The organism is Halogranum rubrum (assembly GCF_900114455.1).
Taxonomy (GTDB): domain Archaea; phylum Halobacteriota; class Halobacteria; order Halobacteriales; family Haloferacaceae; genus Halogranum; species Halogranum rubrum.
This window is the reverse complement of record NZ_FOTC01000003.1, coordinates 155,733-173,974: the sequence shown is the minus strand read 5'-3', so window position 1 is coordinate 173,974 and position 18,242 is coordinate 155,733. Positions and strand designations below refer to the sequence as shown.

General features: G+C 64.7%; 18 protein-coding genes. 11 read left to right on the top strand and 7 right to left on the bottom strand.

The window, feature by feature from the left end; translation table 11 throughout:
• Positions 1-28 precede the first annotated feature (28 nt).
• Positions 29-1,000 carry a transcriptional regulator gene (locus BM083_RS14795; protein ID WP_049893677.1) on the bottom strand — a complete coding sequence of 324 codons (972 nt, stop codon included), beginning with the start codon at positions 998-1,000 and terminating at the stop codon, positions 29-31.
• A gap of 146 nt (positions 1,001-1,146) precedes the next feature.
• On the opposite strand from BM083_RS14795, the gene BM083_RS14790 reads away from it, so the two are divergent.
• The gene (locus tag BM083_RS14790) at positions 1,147-2,421 is read left to right on the top strand and encodes a tRNA(Ile)(2)-agmatinylcytidine synthase (protein WP_089870231.1); all 1,275 of its coding nucleotides are present in this window, start codon (positions 1,147-1,149) and stop codon (positions 2,419-2,421) included.
• Between the two features lie 252 nt (positions 2,422-2,673).
• A complete protein-coding gene (locus tag BM083_RS14785) occupies positions 2,674-2,895 on the top strand; it encodes a DUF7511 domain-containing protein (protein ID WP_009366805.1) in 222 nt (73 codons plus the stop codon).
• 137 nt (positions 2,896-3,032) lie between these two features.
• Here BM083_RS14785 and BM083_RS14780 read toward each other — a convergent pair whose 3' ends face one another.
• Both BM083_RS14780 and BM083_RS14775 read right to left on the bottom strand, forming a co-directional pair.
• Positions 3,033-4,109, bottom strand: a complete 1,077-nt coding sequence (locus tag BM083_RS14780; protein WP_089870230.1) for a threonine synthase — start codon at positions 4,107-4,109, stop codon at positions 3,033-3,035.
• Positions 4,110-4,375: 266 nt separating this feature from the next.
• The gene (locus BM083_RS14775; RefSeq protein ID WP_089870229.1) at positions 4,376-5,332 is read right to left on the bottom strand and encodes a succinylglutamate desuccinylase/aspartoacylase family protein; all 957 of its coding nucleotides are present in this window, start codon (positions 5,330-5,332) and stop codon (positions 4,376-4,378) included.
• 180 nt (positions 5,333-5,512) lie between these two features.
• Between BM083_RS14775 and BM083_RS14770 the strand changes: the two genes are divergently transcribed.
• Positions 5,513-7,651: a hypothetical protein gene (locus tag BM083_RS14770; protein WP_089870228.1), complete on the top strand. Its 2,139-nt coding sequence runs from the start codon at positions 5,513-5,515 to the stop codon at positions 7,649-7,651.
• On the opposite strand, the gene BM083_RS24000 is transcribed toward BM083_RS14770, so the two are convergent.
• Entirely contained in the window at positions 7,638-7,769 is a 132-nt protein-coding gene (locus BM083_RS24000; RefSeq protein ID WP_281244201.1) for a DUF7503 family protein, read from the bottom strand. The two genes, BM083_RS14770 and BM083_RS24000, sit on opposite strands and share 14 nt — an antisense overlap.
• A gap of 185 nt (positions 7,770-7,954) precedes the next feature.
• Between BM083_RS24000 and BM083_RS14765 the strand changes: the two genes are divergently transcribed.
• Complete coding sequence (locus BM083_RS14765; RefSeq protein WP_089870227.1) at positions 7,955-9,274, top strand: MFS transporter; 1,320 nt, start codon at positions 7,955-7,957, stop codon at positions 9,272-9,274.
• Between the two features lie 120 nt (positions 9,275-9,394).
• A complete protein-coding gene (locus tag BM083_RS14760; RefSeq protein ID WP_089870226.1) occupies positions 9,395-9,685 on the top strand; it encodes a DUF7536 family protein in 291 nt (96 codons plus the stop codon).
• A 34-nt stretch (positions 9,686-9,719) separates the two neighbouring features.
• On the opposite strand, the gene BM083_RS14755 is transcribed toward BM083_RS14760, so the two are convergent.
• On the bottom strand, positions 9,720-10,928 hold the full coding sequence (locus BM083_RS14755) for a potassium channel family protein (protein ID WP_089870225.1): 1,209 nt from the start codon (positions 10,926-10,928) through the stop codon (positions 9,720-9,722).
• Positions 10,929-11,230: 302 nt separating this feature from the next.
• Here BM083_RS14755 and citZ point away from each other — a divergent pair, with 302 nt between their 5' ends.
• Both citZ and BM083_RS14745 read left to right on the top strand, forming a co-directional pair.
• Positions 11,231-12,370 carry a citrate synthase gene (gene citZ / locus BM083_RS14750; protein ID WP_089870224.1) on the top strand — a complete coding sequence of 380 codons (1,140 nt, stop codon included), beginning with the start codon at positions 11,231-11,233 and terminating at the stop codon, positions 12,368-12,370.
• Positions 12,371-12,478: 108 nt separating this feature from the next.
• Positions 12,479-12,805 carry a hypothetical protein gene (locus tag BM083_RS14745; RefSeq protein WP_089870223.1) on the top strand — a complete coding sequence of 109 codons (327 nt, stop codon included), beginning with the start codon at positions 12,479-12,481 and terminating at the stop codon, positions 12,803-12,805.
• Positions 12,806-12,874: 69 nt separating this feature from the next.
• Here the strand turns inward: BM083_RS14745 and BM083_RS14740 are convergent, their stop codons facing one another.
• Positions 12,875-14,266, bottom strand: coding sequence for an MATE family efflux transporter (locus BM083_RS14740; RefSeq protein WP_177197653.1), 1,392 nt, complete (start codon positions 14,264-14,266; stop codon positions 12,875-12,877).
• Between the two features lie 111 nt (positions 14,267-14,377).
• Here BM083_RS14740 and BM083_RS14735 point away from each other — a divergent pair, with 111 nt between their 5' ends.
• The 3 genes from BM083_RS14735 (at position 14,378) to BM083_RS14725 (ending at position 16,858) form a co-directional block, all read left to right on the top strand.
• Positions 14,378-14,782: a gamma-glutamylcyclotransferase family protein gene (locus tag BM083_RS14735; protein ID WP_089870533.1), complete on the top strand. Its 405-nt coding sequence runs from the start codon at positions 14,378-14,380 to the stop codon at positions 14,780-14,782.
• A gap of 245 nt (positions 14,783-15,027) precedes the next feature.
• Positions 15,028-16,239, top strand: a complete 1,212-nt coding sequence (gene ilvA, locus BM083_RS14730) for a threonine ammonia-lyase (RefSeq protein ID WP_089870222.1) — start codon at positions 15,028-15,030, stop codon at positions 16,237-16,239.
• A 169-nt stretch (positions 16,240-16,408) separates the two neighbouring features.
• Positions 16,409-16,858, top strand: coding sequence for a YbhB/YbcL family Raf kinase inhibitor-like protein (locus tag BM083_RS14725; protein WP_089870530.1), 450 nt, complete (start codon positions 16,409-16,411; stop codon positions 16,856-16,858).
• Between the two features lie 8 nt (positions 16,859-16,866).
• Here the strand turns inward: BM083_RS14725 and BM083_RS14720 are convergent, their stop codons facing one another.
• On the bottom strand, positions 16,867-17,871 hold the full coding sequence (locus tag BM083_RS14720; RefSeq protein WP_143085742.1) for a hypothetical protein: 1,005 nt from the start codon (positions 17,869-17,871) through the stop codon (positions 16,867-16,869).
• Here BM083_RS14720 and BM083_RS14715 point away from each other — a divergent pair.
• Positions 17,858-18,238 (top strand): RidA family protein, encoded by a 381-nt coding sequence (locus tag BM083_RS14715; RefSeq protein WP_009366790.1) that lies wholly within the window; start codon positions 17,858-17,860, stop codon positions 18,236-18,238. The two genes, BM083_RS14720 and BM083_RS14715, sit on opposite strands and share 14 nt — an antisense overlap.
• Positions 18,239-18,242 lie beyond the last annotated feature (4 nt).

The following is an 18,242-nucleotide window of genomic DNA, read 5'->3' as shown; positions in this document are numbered from 1 at the left end:
TAACCTCGCTGACCTGCGAAGATGCGCGTTAGCTCTCGGCGGGTCGCCGCGAGCGTTCGCGGATGAGGTCACGAATCACGTCGGGGTCGTCTATCTTCGCGAGTTCCTCACAGCTCACGATAGCCGTTCCGTCGACCGACTCGCGTTTCGACTGTTCTTCGGTGAAGTAGACCGAGCGAGTACGCGTCACCTCACCGATAGAGGACATGATACGAGCACGCTTCTCGGCGCTTCGAGTGAACGCCGAGTGGCCCGTCAGCATGTTCCCCTCGCTGGTGTCGCTGTCCTCACTGACCGCTTTGAACGGTGCGCGGGCGGTCGGGTGGACCGTGAACCCCGCACGCGTCAGCACCGAGAGGACGTGCTCGTCGTCCGGGTCGACCTGTGGGTCCGCCGGTGTCGGTTCGGCCTCACGAACCTCTTCGGCCCCTTCCATCACGTTGACGGGGCTACTGAACGGCCTGCCGAACAGGTTTTCCAGCTGGATAGCGACGTCGACGCTCGCGTTCATCCCGTCTTCGTACTTCGAGACGGTACGTCGCGAGACGCCGAGTTCGGTCGCCAGTCGTCCGAGACTCCACCCGCGTTGCTCGCGCTCGTCGGCGATGACGTTGCCGTCGATGTTGACGTAGAGCCCACCGGGTGCGGCGTAGATGAGCGGCGGCACCTCCTCGACGAACAGGTCAAGCGCCGTGTCGGGGTTCAACACGGGAACACCGTGTCGGAAGTAGACGACACCGGGTTTCAGGTCTTCGTCGCGGGTCCGAAGCCCGATGACCATCGGCGTCGCGTCGAGATACATGCCGAGACGGCGCATCTCTGCACCGGTCTCGGCGTCGAACGCGTCGATGTTGCCCAATATTTTCACGAGGACGAGGTCCTCGCCTCGCCGGGCTGCGAGGTCGAAACTCTTCGGCCGAATCGCACAGCGGTCGCTCACGGCGAAGCCAGCGTCGTGGAGCATCGCCATGAGATTCTCGACCAGGGCTGCCCGGGACATAGGGGGGAATAGGCGATTGCCGACATATAACCATTGTGCCCCTCACCGGCGCCACGTCTTTCGATTCGCGCTGCAACCGACGACACAGTTATATACTCGTTCACGACGCGAAAGCGGCTTTACCGTCCTCTGATTACGCCTCCTCGATGACTGTCATCGGTCTCGACGACACCGACTCCCGCGAGGGCGGGATGTGTACGACCTACCTCGCGACACTCGTCGCCGAGGCCATCGAGGAACGGGGCGGCACCGTCTTCGACCGACTGCTCGTCAGACTCAACCCCGCCGTGCAGTACAAGACCCGCGGCAACGCCGCACTCGCGCTGCACACCGACGTCGACGTCGACACTGCGGCCGAACTCGCTCGTGACGCGCTCACTCCTTTGGCGGTCACCGACGACCCTCGAACGAGTCCCGGCGTCGTCGTCGCACCCGACCACCCCGAGGACGTGCCGACCCGCGTCGCCGACTTCGCCCGCGACGCCCTCCGCGCGCACCACACCATCGACGGCGCTGTCGCCCTCGCAGACGACGTCGACTACCACCACGAGGGGTGGAAGGAGGGCCGCGGCCGAATCGGCGCACTCGCCGCCGTCGGCGCTCACGCCGCCTTCGACGACTGGACCTACGAACAGATCTCGTATCGCGAGTTCGACCGCTGCGGAACACCCCGTGACGTCGACCACGATTCGGTGTTCGCCGCCGCCGACGCGGGGTACCCCGCTGTCTGGGACACCGTCGACCGGGTCGAGGGCCAGTCCGTCTGCGTCCCCCACGCGCCGGGTCCGATTCTCTACGGCATCCGCGGCGACGACCCCGCCGCCGTCCGCGACGTCGCCGCCCGAATCGACAGCGAACCCGTCGCCCGGACGGCGCTCTTCCGCACGAATCAAGGCACCGATGCTCACCTCCAAGCGGCCACAGACGACCTCACCGACGGCGCGGCTTATCGACTCGACGGCGACGTCGTCTCGGAACCGGAGACGCGCGAAGGTGGACACGTCTTCGTCCGTCTCGAACCTCTCGAACGAGACGGTCGACCACTCCCCTGTGTCGCGTTCGAACCGACGAAGCACTTCCGCGACCGGGTTCGCGCTCTCCGCGTCGGCGACCGACTCACCGTCTGCGGTGAACTGTCAGACGGGACGCTCAAGTTGGAGAAGTTCGCGGTCAGGTCGCTCGTCACGACCGAACGCGTCACCCCCGACTGTCCCGACTGTGGACGGTCGATGAAGAGCGCCGGCCGCGACCAGGGGTACCGATGTCGCGACTGCGGGACCCGAGCACCCGGGAAAGTGTCCGCACCCCTCACACGTGCCCTCGAAACCGGGTGGTACGAAGTGCCTCCCTGCGCCCGTCGCCACGTCGCGAAACCGCTCGTCCGTGGTGGGTTCGATGCCCCTACTCACCCCGAACGGTGAGCGGCGGGGGAGACGGGGACACCTCCGAGAGAATCACGCCGTTTAGTGGCTTTTTGGCCACAATTAACCGGGCATGGAGAGGTTTTGTCACACGATAATCGCAAATCGGTTCTAGATACTCCGGCTTAGACCGGCGATAATCTCCCCGTTCGTCCGTTTAACCAGGTCATAGCAAAGGGGGTACCGGGTGTACGACAAGGTGTAGCGCAGTGCCCGGCGTGGTTCGTCACGTGGGCAGACAGGAGAAATCCAATGAGCACTCCAGACAACACTTCCGAGGCTGAATCGTCCGCACCACACCGTGCCGGACTCAACCGGTGGCCCGTCTTCGACGTCGAATACGTCATCGAGTCGAGCGAAACCGGCCGCGACCAGTGTACCCTCTATCCGCGAGACATCGTCGACGACGACATCGTCGGTGCGTGGCTTGCCGCCGACGAGGGGTCCTACGTCAGCCTCGCCGAGACACGCTGACGCTTCGAGCTATCTCCCTAGCTCTCCCGCCCCATCCACTCTCACACCCGTTCACACGCGAGCCGTCGACGACGGCTCTCCCTCCATTCCCCCTACCCCTACCCTCACATCACCGAGCGACGGCTCTCTTCTGCCTTTCAGTTTTTCAGCCCACTCCCGGTCAGTGGAACGACGACGTCAGCGTCGGCGTCTAGTACGCCTCGCTCCCGGTACGCGCGGAGCGCGGCGGGCGCGACTGCACAGGTCGGTTCCGTGTAGAACCCGTCGGCGTGCAGGGCTTCGAGTTCCCGCTCGACGGTGGCCGAATCGAGTGCGATGGCGTCGCCGCCCGTCTCGTCGATGGCGTCGAGAATCTCCGACTTTCGGACCGGGTCACGAATCTGGATACCGTCGGCGACGTCGTTTTCTCCCTCCGACTCACCGTGGAGTTCGTCGGCGATGGGGGCGTAGCCGCTCGCTTGTGCGCCGAGCAGTCGCGGCATCCGTTTGGTCCACCCGGCGTCGTAGAGTGCCCGAAAGCCGCGGTACGCGCCGAGAAAGAGTGTCCCGTGGCCGAGCGGCGTCACGACGGCGTCGGGAACCTGCCAGTCGCGTTGGAGTGCAATCTCGTAGGCGACGGTGGCCGTGCCGGCGAAGAAGGCGGGGTTCCACGCGTGACTCGCGTACCAGCCGTCGCCTGACGCGACGGCGTCCAGACACGCGTCGGTGACGTCTTCGCGCGACCCGTCGACGCGGACCGGCGTCGCACCCGCTCGTTCGATGGCTCGCAGCTTCGAGGCTTTGACCGACGCCGGAACGTAGATGTCGGCGTCGATGCCCGCGCGGGCCGCGTAGGTGGCGATGGCCGCGCCCGCGTTGCCCGAGGAGTCTTCGACGACCTTCTCGACGCCCAACTCCGCCGCCCGCGACACTGTCGTCGTCGCGCCGCGGTCCTTGAAACTGCCCGTCGGGAAGACGTACTCCAGCTTGAACTGTGCGTTCCAACCATCCGCATTGACGAGCGGCGTCATCCCCTCGCCGAGCGTGACCGCCCGACTCACCGGGAGAAAGTCGTCGAACGACCAGAGGCCGCGGCGCGTATCGAACGCGGTAGGGTCGGGCGCAGGGCCGTCGGGAAGCGGTGTCTCGGCGAAGTCGAGCGGATGGCCGCACGTACAGCGCCAGCGGTCGGTGTAGCTGTCGCCACAGGACGGACAGACGAGCGCAGTCGGCATGGGCGGATGGACGGAAAGCGGGGACCAGTAGGTGACGGTTCCGTTGTTCGCAAACTTTGGTCTCTGTCGCTCTTGTTCGGCGAGCGAAGCGAGCCGATTCACCGGCCGTGAGCGCCTGTGGCGTGAACGGTCGGCCATTTTTCCCCGAGCTTTTTTAGCGGGGTTGAGCGGGTCGGAGACCCGCGATGTCGTTCGAGACGGCTCTGCCGTCTCGTGATCCCAGAAACGCTCTACGTTTCTGAGGACCCCGTGTTAAAAAAAGTCGTTTAGTATGTATCGACGTTCGTGCCGACCGAACAGACGTACTCGCCGGAGGCGACCTGCGGGAGTCGACGCGAGCGCCAGAAGACGCCGCTGTTGTCGGCGGTCACGCGCGCCTTCAGCTTGCCGAAGACGTCGGTGACGTCGAAGATGGTGTCGCCGGGGCTGACGCGCTCGCCGAGTTCTTTCTCGAAGCTGACGAGACCGCCCGCGGGCGACCCGTACTGGTCGAACCCCTTCGCGCGGGTCTGCCGTTCCAAGTCGACGTGGCCGTTGAGGAATCCGTAGTACCGGAGGACGTTGAACACGCCCTCGACACCGAGGCGGATGCTCTCGTCGTCCCAGCCGACACAGCCACCGAGTTCGGGGTCGATGGTCGGGATGCCCTCGTCGGGGCCGGCGCGGGCGAGTTGGCCGTCAGGTCCCTTCTGGTCGAGGACGTAGCCCACGCCGAACGCCTTGGCGAGTTCGAGGCATTCGCGGTGCAGTCGGTGGCGGCGACCACAGCGAACACGCGTCTCGTTTATCATTCGACTCGTCGACCCCTGATGGAGGTCGAGGATGATGTCCGCCTGGCGGGCGACGTCGAACGTCGCAGCGGCGATGCGTTCGCTCGACGTCCCGTTCTCGTCGCCCGGATAGGCGCGGTTCATCTTCGTGTCGTCTATCGGGTTCCGATGCTGTGCGACCTGGAACGCGTGGTAGTTGACGATGCCGACGACGAGAATCGTCCCGGTCAACTCTGCTGGGTCGAGTTGGGGGACGACCTGTTGGATGACGCCGACGCCGTTGAGTTCGTCGCCGTCGCTCGCTGCCTGCATGTAGAGTGTCTGTCCGTCACGTGCGCCGTTGATGACGGCAACCGGAAGGCCGACCGAACTGCCGTCGCGGGTCTCCCCGACTTCGAGCCGCCCGGTGTCAAACTCACCGGGGGCCGCGCTCGCGGTTCCGAGCGTGGTCATTGTTCGATGGTAGACGGCGTCACTCTTTAGGGGTTCGGTCCTCCGGAGTGACGCTAACTCCTCTCACCCGTGGACGACCGCGAAACGCTTATTCTACACTGTCAGGAAAGCACGTGCAATGCGAGGCGCCAAGACGTGTGGTAATCGTAGCGAGTCGGCGCCGACCGCGAGGGGTATAGTGTGACGCTCCGGTTCGAACAGACAGGAGAACGGACGTTCCGCATCGTCGACGACATCGAACACACTCACTTCGACGTGGCCGCGTCGAGTCCGATATCGCTCCGTGACGCTTCTCCCAGTCGGTTTCTGTTTCCCGTCGACGGGGCCGTCGCTATCGACGTCGACGAGGTACGCTTACCGACACTCACCGGCGCAGTGATTCGCGGCCCCGACGGTCGGTCGATTGCCCAGTCGTCGAACCGCGAGAATCTGTCGCTCCCTCGTGGCAAGTACGACGTCGAGGTGATGATCGCCTCGATGAAGCTCTATCTCGCCGTCGACGCGCCGCTCACTGTCTCGTACAGTGCGACCGAGACACATCTCTCGTTCGAGTCGTCTACAGACGTCACCGTCGGCGCACGCTCCTTTCACGAACAACCTGCGGGGACGGTGACGACGACGCCTGACGCCGAGACGATGATGCGGGCAGTCGGGACGTTGGGTTCGTCGCTGCAGGCGCACTCACCCGAACGGTCGTTTCCGACGCTCCGTGGCCATCCACCGCTGCTCGAACTGGGCGAGGAGTTCTCCGTTCCCTCGGGCGTCGACACGCCCGAGACGGGGCTGACGCTCGTCCTCCCGCGAGAACACCGTGCCGTGTTCGCGGCGGCACCGCTCGCGTTCTACCTCGGTGCGGACGTCGTTCCAGGCAAGACCGCACGCCTCGACGGCGACGGCTGGTCGCACTCGCTCACCGGCGGGGGAGCCGTCGATATCGAGACTGGTCTCGCGCGAACGCTTCGGCAGGTGTTCTTCTTCGACTGTGTGACGCGAACCGAGGGCTACTACCCCGTCGACCTGCACGAACGACGAACCGTCGAGTCGACACTCGATACCGATTTCGACTTCGCGGCCCTGTACGACCGCTCTCTCTCCGAGCAGGTTCGGACGTATCTCGACGTCCCGTTCGACGACATCGCTTCGATTCTGCCACAGTGGGCGCTCACGACAGACATCGACCCGACACCGGCCAACGTCGAAATGCTCCCGTTCGTCGCCAGCGACCTCGCCGTGGTTCGGTCCTCGACGCAACCGGACTGCGAAACCGTCGTCTCCGAACAGGAAGCCGTCACTGACTTCTTCCGAAACACCCCGGTCTCGGACCAGGACTTCGCTCGTGGCAGCGTCGCCACCGACACTCCCTCCGAGTTGCGTCGCGGCGTCGGGTCGGCGGCGAACGTCGTCGAACCCGACGCCGTCGAGACCATCGAACACGCGTGGGTCGGCGACGGATACCCTCTCGGAGCGAGCAAGGAGACGCCGCTCGCCTACCGCCGTCGACTCGAACGCGACGCCGTCGAGCGGACTAGCATCGACATTACGGTCGTCTGTAACGACGAGAAGATGCGCGAGGAGGACGTGGTTGCCGACCTGTACGGGTTCCGTGACCGCCTGCAGTTCGACATCGACGTCCACTACGACCTCACGAAGGACCGACTCGAACGGGTGCTTCGGTCGCCGACGAACTTCCTCCACTATATCGGCCACGTCGACGAACGTGGCCTCCAGTGCGCCGACGGCTTCCTCGACGTGACCTCACTCGACGGCGACGTCGCCGTCGAGTCGTTCCTGCTGAACGCGTGCAGTTCGTACGAACAAGGTGAAGCGCTCATCGACCGTGGAAGCTACGGCGGTGTCGTCACGCTCACCGACGTAGGCAACCGGACGGCGACCGAGTTCGGCCGGACACTGGCCCGACTACTCAACCGTGGCTTCACGCTGCGCTCGTCGCTGTCGATTGCACAGCACCATCTCGTCGTCGGCTATCGCTACATCGCCATGGGTGACGGTGGGATGTCGTTGTGTCAAGCCGAAAGCGGTGCGCCGACGCTCGTCGAACTCGAATCGAAACCGACGGACGGACGGGTCACCGTCACCGTCCAATACTTCGCCGCACCCCACTTCGGTGTCGGGTCGATGTTCATCCCGTACGCGATCGGCAACGAGCGGTATCAACTGGTGACGAGTAAAAGAACGATACGTGACGTCTCTCTGCGTGCACTCGAGGAGTTCTTCTCGCTCGAAGTCGTCCCTGTTCGGTTCGACGGTGACCTCTACTGGAGCGATACGCTCAGTGTCGACCAGCTTACGGACCGCTAGTTCCGGTCGACCCTCCTGCGAGCACTGGAGTCGCGTGCGACAGCAACAGCACCATCGTGAACAGCACGCCGATCATTCGTGGGTTCTGCTTCAGGTAGTCTGCCATTTTCTGATTCATCGCAGTTAATTCATCACACCGTAGTGAAAAATATTTAACTAAATGTATCTGGCGACTACATTGTGAACCAATTATGAAACCCAACAACAACCTTTCCGACAGCCCATGACCCACGTCTCTCGCTCGTCGCGGTTTGTGACGCACTGACTCACAGCGGCTTTAGCCACTCGCTCGAAGGGAGTAGTATGGCCGACGAGGATGTCGACGCCCTCTCGACGTTTCGGCAGTTCTTCGCGTTGCAAGGCGACGTACTCGTCCTCTCCGTAGCGATGTTCGCGTTCAGTCTCGGCTTTCAGATGACCGGACGGTATATGCCCCGGTACATGAGCGTCCTCGGGGCTGGGAGCGTCGCCATCGGCCTCTACGGGAGTTTCGGCAACCTCATCAGCGCCGTCTACCCGTACCCCGGCGGCGCACTGTCTGACCGAATCGGCTCGCGAACCGCCCTGACGCTCTTCGGTCTCGCCTCGACTGTCGGCTTCGTCGTCTGGCTGTTCGCTCCCGCGTTCGGGTTCGTGACGCTCTCTGCCGTCGAGTTCGGCCCAGTCGACGTCGACGCCGTCACTCTCCCGGTCGGTATCTTCCTCGGTCTCGTGCTCTCGCAGGCGTGGAAATCCTTCGGTCTCGGCGCGACGTTCGCCATCGTCAAACAGAGCGTCCCGCCCGAGCGCCTCGCCAGTGGGTTCGCCAGCACGGAGACGTTCCGCCGGACTGCGTTCCTCGTCGGCCCGCTTCTCGCCGCTAGCCTCCTCGCTGCCTACGAGTTTCAGGTCGGCTTTCGCTACGTACTCCTCGCTGCCGCCGGGTTCGGCCTCGTCGCGACTGCCCTCCAACATTGGCTCTACGACGCCGGCGAGGACTCACTGGGTAAATCGTTCGCGGGCGTGAGAGCCATCGTCGACGACGTTCGACAGATGCCCGACCCGCTTCGGCCACTCCTCGTCGGCGACACGCTCGTGCGGTTCGCCAACGGGATGGTCTACACCTTCTTCGTCATCGTCGTCGTCGAGTTCCTCGACGTCGGTGCGACGCTCCCCCTCGTCGGCAGCGTCAACCCCGACGCCTACTTCGGCATCCTGCTCGCCGTCGAGATGGCTGTTGCACTCCTCGTGATGGCTCCCGTGGCGGCACTCGCGCGGCGAGTGGGGCTGAAACCCGTCGTCGCGCTCGGTTTCGCCGTCTACGCCGTCTTTCCCGCGCTGCTCATCTACGCCCCGCCGAACGCGCTCGTGCTCGCGCTGCTCTTTGCGTTCTCGGGTCTGCGCTTTGCCGGACTTCCCGCCCACAAGGCACTCATCGTCGGCTCCGCCGAGGAGAACGCTGGCGGGCGCGTCGTCGGGACGTACTACCTGCTCAGAAACGTCATCGTTATTCCGAGCGCCGCACTCGGCGGGTGGCTCTACGCGTCGTCGCCGGAGGTTGCGTTCGGTGTGGCGACTGTGGTGGGCGTCGTCGGGACGGCGTACTTCCTCGTTTTCGGCGAGGAGTTCGACGCGTACGCGTGAGTGGTCGCGTGCTGAATCGAGAAACGGGCCGATTCGGAGTCGCCAGACGCGACAGCTATCTCCCGCTCATCGGAGACCGGAGACGACGAGGCTTTGTTCCCGCACTCCTCACTCTCTCGTGTGAGCGACGACGCCCCCGAACGGCCGCCCTCCGGCGGACTCGTGCAGGCGCTGAACGTCCCGCGGAACGCCAAAGTCGGCGTCGCCGTCGGTGTCCTGTTGGCCGCTACCGTCTACCTCGTCCGCGTGTTCGAACTCGTCGGCCCCGTCCTCGGCACGCGTGAGTATCCCGTCCTCGGCCCCGAAGGCTGGTTTCTGTTCTTGGCCTTCGTGTTGGCGACGACGAGCGCGATGCTCGTCACGGCGCTGTTGACGCTCGTCTCGGCGTACCAGTTGGCGAGAACGCTCTGAATCGCTCCTCGTCTCCTTACTGCTCTCTACTGCTCTACTCGTGGAAGCTCTGTGCGTCGCCCGCGAGTTCGCTCAACTGCTCTGCGGCGGCGCGCGTCCCCTTCGCGATGATGACGTCGTCCGGGGACAGTCTCGTCGTCGGACCGGGTGAGACCACCCACTCGCCGCCGTCGGGTCGGCGAACGGCGATGACACGCATCCCCGTCTCCGTCCGAACCATCTTGTCGCCGAGTGTCGCGTTCGCGAGTTGGCTTCCCTGCCCGACAGTGAACCGAGCGATAATCTCGTCGGACTCCTCGACGGCGGCGGCGACGACGGGGTGGGTGTCGAGTCCGCGAAGCACGCCCTCGCTGATTTCCAGTGCGGCGTCGCTGATGACCTCCGTCGCGCCCGCGAGATGCATCAGCCCGCGCAGTGAGATGGGGTCTTCGACGCGACTCGCCGCCCGGAGCGTCCACGCCTCGAAGCGCGATTCGAGCGCGTCGACTTCGGCTTCGAGTTCCGACACCTCCTCGGCGACGCCCTCGCTGTCGAACAGCACCGCGCCGTAGGCCAGGTCGACGGCGAGTTCGCTCATGTTCTTCATCAGGACGATAGAGTCGACGGCGCGTTCGAGGTCCTCGATGGTCGGTTCGGGAATCGCCGGCGGTTCGTAGGGGACGCCCGCCATCTCGTGGAAGACGGTGTTCAACCCCTCTTCGAGGCCGCGAAGCAGCACCACGTCGCTCGCTTCGAGTATCGTCCCGTGGTCGGGGTTCGTGATCCAATCGCCCTGTCGACGGATGGCGATGACGCGGACGCCCGTCTCCGTCTCCATGTTGATGTCGGCGAGTGTCTTCCCCGTGTACGGGGAGTCGGACGCGACGGTGCCACGGACGACGGTTTCGACGGCTTCCGGGAGCGCCGCCCGCATCGCGTCGGGCAACCCGATGTCTTCGAGGACGATCTTCGCGATGTCGCCTGCGGCGTCGGAGATTTTCTCGGCCGCGCCGACGACGCCGAGGACGGGGGCCAGTGCCTCCGCGTCGTCGGGCGTGCGCGCGGCCATGAGGAGGCTCATCCGCGCCTGGAGTTGGAGTACGTCCATCCGCTCTTCGAGGGCGAGCACCTCCTCTGCGATGTCGTCGCTCCCGTGGAGCACCGCCGAGTACGAGAGGTCGATGAGGAGCTCTGCGGTGTCTTTCATCTCCGCGAGCACCGCCTTCACGCTGACTGGTTCGTACTCGACGTCCCCGGGGTCCATACTCCGCCGTTTGCCGCCCGCTGGCAAAAGAGTTGCTCGCGCAGTCGCGTGCGGGTTCTCCGTCCCGCCGTCAGCACTGACTTTCGGCCCGTTCGCCGATGGTGACAACCGTGCCGACGCACGTTGGAGTATCCTCGACCGTCTCGACGCTCCCGCTCTCGCACGACTCATCTGCCGAAACTGGACGACGGCAGTCGACCTATACCTGTCGCCGAGAGTGACTGTCAGTTTGATGCGACGTGTGGTGGCATGAAACGCGAAAACGATAACGCTTTTTTGAGACGGTCGGGAACGTTTCGAGTATGTCAGACGATCTGAAGCGAGGGCTGGAAGGCGTGCTCGTCGCCGAATCCGAACTCAGCCACATCGATGGCGATGCCGGCAAGCTCATCTACCGGGGCTATCCCATCGAAGACCTCGCGCGTGACGCGAGTTACGAGGAGGTCGTCTACCTCCTCTGGCACGGGGAACTTCCGACACAGGAGGAACTCGACTCCTTCGAGGAGACGATGGCCGCCGAACGCGAACTCGACGACGGCGTCCACGAGACGGTCCGGGAACTCGCCGAAGCCGACGAGAACCCGATGGCTGCACTCCGCACCATCGTCTCGAACCTCTCGGCGTACGACGAGGAGGCCGACTTCGAGGACGTCACCGACCGCCAGAAGAACATCAATCAGGGCCGTCGCATCACCGCGAAGATTCCGACGGCGCTGGCCGCGTTCCAGCGCATCCGACAGGGCGACGACCCCGTCGCGCCGCGCGAGGACCTGAGCCACGCCGCGAACTTCCTCTACATGCTCAACGACGAGGAACCCGACGACGTGCTCGCCGAGACGTTCGACATGGCGCTCGTGCTCCACGCTGACCACGGTCTGAACGCCTCGACGTTCTCCGCGATGGTCACGTCGTCGACGCTGTCGGACCTCCACAGCGCCGTCACCAGCGCCATCGGCACCCTCGCAGGGTCGCTCCACGGCGGGGCCAACCAGAACGTGATGAAGATGCTCAAAGAAGTCGAAGCCGCCGACATGGAACCCACCGAGTGGGTCATCAACGCACTCGACGAGGGCCGCCGCGTCCCCGGATTCGGCCACCGCGTCTACAACGTCAAAGACCCGCGTGCGAAGATTCTCGGCGAGAAGTCCGAGGAACTCGGTGAGGCCGCAGGCGACATGAAGTGGTACGACATGAGCGTCGCCATCGAGGAGTACATCGGCGAGGAGAAGGGTCTCGCACCCAACGTCGACTTCTACTCCGCGTCGACGTACTACCAGATGGGCATCCCCATCGACATCTACACGCCCATCTTCGCGATGTCGCGTGCCGGTGGGTGGATCGCTCACGTCCTCGAACAGTACGAGGACAACCGTCTCATCCGACCGCGCGCCCGCTACGTCGGCGCCAAAGACCAGACGTTCGTCCCGGTCGACGAGCGATAATCGCCGCCGGCAACTCGCTTCCGCGCGTCGACTCCTCGAGTCGATATCCGTCGCTCGACCTGTTCAGCCCGACGCTACCCTTTTGCCGACAGACGACCATGGGACGGTATGGCACCGTACGGAATTAGACGTCCGAGTGGCGACGACGTCGCCGCATTCAAGCATATGCCCGCCCGCCGCATTCGCGAACGCTACCCTGGAAGCGAGCGATACGCACGTCGCGTCGGCGACCTGACGCGCGAGGCGGCGATGACCGCCCGCGAGTCCGACGAGTATCACCACCTCGGCGACGTGATGCTGGACTCGATGGCTCGATACTTCCCCGAGGAGTATCAGGCACGCCGTCGAAGCCTCATGCTTCGGTCGTTCGTCGCCGGTGCCGCCGTGGGCGGTATCGCCATCGGCTATCTCAGCCGGCGGTTCGGGTCGAACTGACGCGCTGACCGCTACTCCGCCGATTTTTCACTCGTCGTCTCTCGACACAGAGCCGATGGACTGTCCCAGTTACTCCGCTGTACTGCCTCGTTCGGCCATCATCGACGCGGCCCGTCTCGCCCAGTTGCTCCGCCAGAAACTCACGGCGACGACGCCGGCCATCCAGACGTACGAGAGGGCGATACCGGCGTACGCGCCGAGAACGCCGTAGTCGAGCACGACGCCGAAGAGGTACGTGAAGCCGACCATGAACCCGAACAGCCCCGTCGTGCGCGCGAGGAAGGGGAGTCGCGTCTCGCTCGCACCACGGAGCGCCCCCTGGAGGATGGAGAAGGCGACGAGGAACCCCGCCGTCAGGCCGTACACGCGAGCGAAGTCGACGGCGTAGCGGGCCGTCTCGGGGTCGTCGGTGAACGCTCGGACGAACGGTTCGGCGGCGACGACGAGCAGGAGGCCGACGACGCCGACGGTGGCGAGACCGAGTCCGACCGTCGCCCACCCCTCGAACCGCGCTCTCTCTGGGTCGGCGTCGCCGAGCGCCTGCCCGACGACGACGCTCGAAGCGACGTTGTAACCGCGTGAGAGCGGCCCGGTCACCTGCTGGTAGATGCGTCGTCCGATTTGGAACGCCGCGTTCACCTCGGTGCCGAACCCGAGCAGGATGCTGTTGAGCGGGAACTCTGCGAGCGTCGAGGCGAGTCCCTCTGCGACGGAGGGGGCGCTGACGACGACGAGTTGCTTCGCGACGATGGGGTTACTCGGCCGGACGATCGACGCGTCGGTCCAGTCGGTTCGGAGGGCGACGAGCAGCAAGGAGGCGGTGAGAAGGTTCGCCGCCGAGGTAGCGATACCGACGCCGACGACGCCCGTGATTTCGACACCGAAGAGTCTCGCGCCCTGCGTCCCGAACAGACCGAGTCCGAGCACGACGCTCCCGGCGATGTTACACAGGTTGGCGACGACGTTGACGTACATCGGTGTCTTGGTGTCACCGGTTCCCTGCAAGGAACGTGCGGCGATGAGTGCGACGTGACGGGCCGGTGCGGTGAGGAAGATGACGGCCAGGTAGACGCCGCCGAGGGTCGCGACTTCGGCCGGTGCACCGAGTAGGGCGATGGCCGCTCGACCGAACAGGAGGCCGAACGCGACGAACGGAACCCCCAAGAGGGCACCGAGGAGGAGGGCGATACTGATGGCTTGGTCTCGGTTGGCGTCGGCACCGCTGCCCGTATCCTGACTGGCGAGGGCGATTGCGCCGCCGCCGGTGCCGAGGCCAATCCAAAGTGGGAAACGCGCGTAGAGGTCTGCGAGGCCGATAGCCGCGACGGCGACGGGAGAGATAGTCGCGGTGACGAGGATGTCCGTCGTCCGCATCAGTGTTCGGAAGGTCTGCTCGGCCATCACCGGCCACGCCAGTCCGAAGACGCGCTTCCAGACGCCGAGCAGTCGGCTCTCGCTCACAGAGTGACTGCGGAGCCACCGGATTTCACCGTACCGGAACCTGACGGGTTGGCCGGTGTTCCGCTCGACTCTCGCGAGAGGTTCAACTACGTGCCCACCGAAGGACCGGACATGGACACCTTCGTCTACGGCACGCTCACGAACCCCGAACAGGTCGCACAGGTCGTCGACTCGTACAGCTACGTCGGAGCGGCGGTACTGGATGGACTCCACCCGGTCGAAGGACGCTATCCGACGCTCGCACCGGGTGGGTCGGTCGGTGGTCGTCTCCTCCGAACCGCCGACGTCGCGGCACTCGACGCCTACGAAGGGGTCGACCGCGACCTCTACGTCCGCGTCTCGGTGCCGTGGGTCGGCGACGCTTCTCAACACGGCGACAGGGTGGCCGTCTACGTCGGCGACCCGACGCTTCTCGACGTCGCAGACGACGTACACTGGCCGGGTGATGGCTCTCTCGAAGCCCGGGTCGAACGCTACGTCGACGACAACGACGTCACTGTTCGACCGGCCGATTGAGGGACATCGACACCAGCCGACGGGTGGCCGACAGGCGTCTGACGCGCCGATTAGGTCGACGCTGTCGTGCGGTTTCACTTTCACTCCGCGTGGAGGATATTTATATACTTTCGGGGCAACGGTTTGCTTGCGCGTCACGCGCACCTACAATTCCCCCTTCAGTGACCCACATTACCGAGCGACGGCGTCGTCGCTCGCATCTCTAGGACTAAACGATTAACAACACTGGTGGAGTAGCGACGGGTATGCTCTCGCTCTCTGACGTTCTCGACGCACGTGAACGCGTCGCCGAAGTCGCACGACACACACCGCTCGAATACTCACACACGTTCTCCGATATGACGGGGGCCGACGTCCATCTCAAACTGGAGAACTTCCAGCGCACCGGGTCGTTCAAGATTCGCGGGGCGATGAACCGCATCACCACGCTCACCGAAGAAGAGAAAGACGCAGGCGTCGTCACCGCCAGCGCCGGAAACCACGCACAGGGTGTCGCACTCGCGGCCACGCGTGCCGGCGTGGATTCGACCATCGTCATGCCGGAACACGCGCCCATCACGAAGGTCAAAGCGACCGAGCGCTACGGTGGCCGAGTCGTCCTCTCCGGTGCGGACTACAACGAAGCACAGGACAAGGCCCACGAGATAGAGGAAGACGAGGGACGCATCTACGTCCACGCCTTCGACGACGACTCCGTCATGGCCGGACAGGGAACTATCGGCCTCGAAATCGTCGAGGACTGCCCGAACCTCGACACGGTCGTCGTCCCCATCGGCGGCGGCGGCCTCATCTCGGGCATCGCCACGGCCGTCAAAGAGCAGGTGCCCGATGCCCGCGTCATCGGCGTGCAAGCCGAAGGAGCCTCCAGCGTCGCCAACTCGCTCGACAAAGGCGAGACTACGCCACTCGACAGCGTCGACACCATCGCCGACGGCATCGCGACGCGGAACGTCGGGACACGGCCGTTCGAAGTCATCCAAGAGCGCGTCGACGAAGTCGTCACCGTCTCCGACGAAGAGATTGCCGTCGCACTCACCTATCTCCTCGAACGGAGCAAGACGCTGGTCGAAGGGGCCGGTGCAGTCGCCCTTGCGGCGCTCATCTTCGACAAGTTCGACTACGAGGAGGGTGAGACTATCGTCCCGGCGCTCTGCGGCGGCAACATCGACATGAACGTGCTGACGACGGTCATCATGCGCGGCCTCGTCGAGACGGGGCGCTACCTGAAAGTACAGACCGTCCTCAAAGACCGCCCCGGCGCACTGGAGCGACTCATCGAGGTCATCGCGGCCCACCAAGCCAACATCTACGCTATCCAGCACGACCGGACCTCCAGAAACATCGCCATGAACGCCGCGGAGGTCGAGTTGGACCTCGAAACCCGTGGCGAGGACCACGTCGAGGAGTTACTAGCGGGACTCCGCGAACACGGCTACGAAGTCGAAGTGTTGGTCTAACTCCGTCGAACCCCTCTATTTCCGGTGGAATCGGCAGCGTCTCGGCGACGCGGTTTCGGCGAACTGCGATAACGTCTTTTGCGGGCAGCCAACGCGTCGTCTCGGTTCACCGAACGCTCGTCACCGACCTAGCCGAAACGCTCAGAGTTTGGTACGTCGTACCATGACTATGAAGCTCTCCAGTCCGGCGTTCGGCGACGGCGACCCGATTCCACAGAAACACGGGTACGACTTCGACAACGTGAGTCCACCGCTCGCCGTCGAAGACGTGCCCGACGACACCGTGTCGCTGGCGCTCGTCGTCGACGACCCGGACGCGAAGAAGCCTGCTGGGAAGGTGTGGAACCACTGGACGGTGTGGAACGTCGACCCGGCAACCGGCGAGATTGCCGAGGGGACGACGCCGACGGGTGCAACCGAAGGACGAAACAGCTACGGCAACAGTGGCTACGGTGGTCCGAAACCACCGGACCGAGAGCACACATACCGGTTTCACCTATACGCCCTCGACACCGAACTCGCACTCGACCGAGGGTCGACGAAGGCCGAACTCCAAGAAGCCATCGCCGGGCACGTCCTCGCCGAGGCGGAGTTGCGAGGGACGTTCGAACCGCGCTGACGGGGCGGTCACTCCTCCCGCCGTCGAATCCGGTACTCCACGACGAGGAATCGCTGGCCGAGCACCCACATCTCGTGGGTCGCTCGCAGCGACGTGGTCGGTCCGTCGTCTCGCGCTGTTCGCGTCTCTCTTTCGACCGGCCACACCTGGAATCGTTGCTCCATCGGCAGTGCGAACGCCCCGACGGGGGTGACGAGGTAGAGTCCCGGGTCGCCCACTTCACCGTCTCCCGCCGTCGCCAGCCGAACGCTACCCGGTCGGTCGTGGTGTTCGACTCGGAGCACCGTACTCAGGTTCGTCCACGGGAGGGGGACTGCGATGTTGACGAAGCGTTCGTCGTCACGCTCGTGGGCACCGTAGACGGCGACGAACACTCCCTCACCAGTGTCCGTGTCGGTTCGAACCCACGCCCGGGCTTCTGCCCGTGCATCGGCGTCGGGGTCGACCGCGACGAACCGACTCCGGAGTCCCCGCCAGCCGTGTTCGTCTGTGCTGTCGTCTCCCGTCACCGACCCGCGTTCGCCCGGTGCCGGGAGGTTCAACTGTTCGAGACGGCTCGTGAAGCGGGTGGCGACGGCGGCACCGAGACGGAACCCGCGTTCCCAGCGCACTCGATACTGGAGGTCGTACTCGCTCGTGCGCTCGTAGAACCGCCGGACCGCCGGGTCCACGCGCTCGGGGTCGAAGTCGGGTCGAGCGAGTGCGTCGAAGTCGTCCATCTCTCCGACGGGCCGGTCGTCGGTGCCGACACCCGTCCGTTCGACCCAGTCCGCGCCGACGTGTCGACCGGCGGTGAGCGGGCTGAGCGGGACGTTCGCGGCGCGTCGGCGAGCGCACCGTAGACGAGTCGCGAGGATGGCAGCGGCGAGACCGATTGCTCCCGAGACGACGGCGACGAGACGTCGGTTCACGTTCGTTCGCTCGGCCGCCCGCACCTCAACGTCGTCGGTCCGGCGTCGACCCCACCCGTATAAGTCCGGGCCGTCCGACCCTCCGGACATGAAGCGAATCATCAGCACCGACGATGCACCCGCGGCGGTAGGCGCGTACAGTCAGGCGACGACAGACGGAAACCTGCTCTTCACGGCGGGCCAGATTCCGCTCACGCCGGACGGTGACCTCCTCGACGACGCCGACATCGCGACGCAGACCGAACAGTCGCTGGACAACGTGATGGCCATCCTCGCCGAAGAGGGTGCGGACGCTTCGGACGTGCTGAAAGTGACCGTCCTCCTGGACGACATCGAAGAGTTCGACGAGATGAACGAGACGTACAAGACGTACTTCGACGAGGAACCGCCCGCACGGAGTGCGTTCGAGGTGGCCAACCTGCCGAAGGGTGCCGGCGTCGAAATCGAAGCAATCGCTTCCCTGGAGTAGTCGG